This is a genomic window from Variovorax sp. 01N429 (assembly GCF_056399425.1).
In genome coordinates this window covers 1-547 of sequence record NZ_JBFTRG010000074.1, presented here as the reverse complement: position 1 = coordinate 547, position 547 = coordinate 1, and the positions used below count along the sequence as shown (strand labels likewise).

At 69.3% G+C, this 547-nt stretch carries 1 protein-coding gene; it reads right to left on the bottom strand.

Annotation, left to right across the window (positions count from 1 at the left end):
• A partial coding sequence (locus AC1DSF_RS30640) for a 5'-3' exonuclease (RefSeq protein WP_478184077.1) occupies positions 1 to 547 on the bottom strand: 547 nt, incomplete at both ends.

Here is a 547-nt window from a genome sequence, read left to right as displayed (position 1 = left end):
GCTGACGCCCATCATCGGGTACAACACCGTGACGTCCGGCGTGACCAGCTGCAGCGAGTCGCGGTCGCCGGTCAGGATGAGGACCTCGAAGCCCTCCTCGGCGGCCTGCGTCGACACCGTCGCGATCACGTCGTCGGCCTCGAAGCCCTCCACCCGCATGGTGCGGATGCCCATCGCCTCCAGGACCTCGACGATGAGTTCGACCTGGCCCTTGAACTCGTCCGGCGTGGCCGACCGGTTGGCCTTGTAGTCCGGGAACCGGTCGGTGCGGAACGACTGCCGCGACACGTCGAAGGCCACCCCGAGGTGCGTCGGCGCCTCGTCCCGCAGGACGTTCGCCAGCATCGACGTGAACCCGTACACCGCCTGCGTCGGCTGCCCCGTGGCCGTCGACATCGCGGCCTCCTTCAGCGCGTAGAACGCGCGGTACGCCAAGGAGTGCCCGTCGAGCAGGAGCAGCCGGGGCCGGACACCGGACGAGGTGCCGGACGCCGCGCTGGAAGTTACGGAAACCTGGGGTGCGTCAGTCGAAGCCACCCCCAGATCC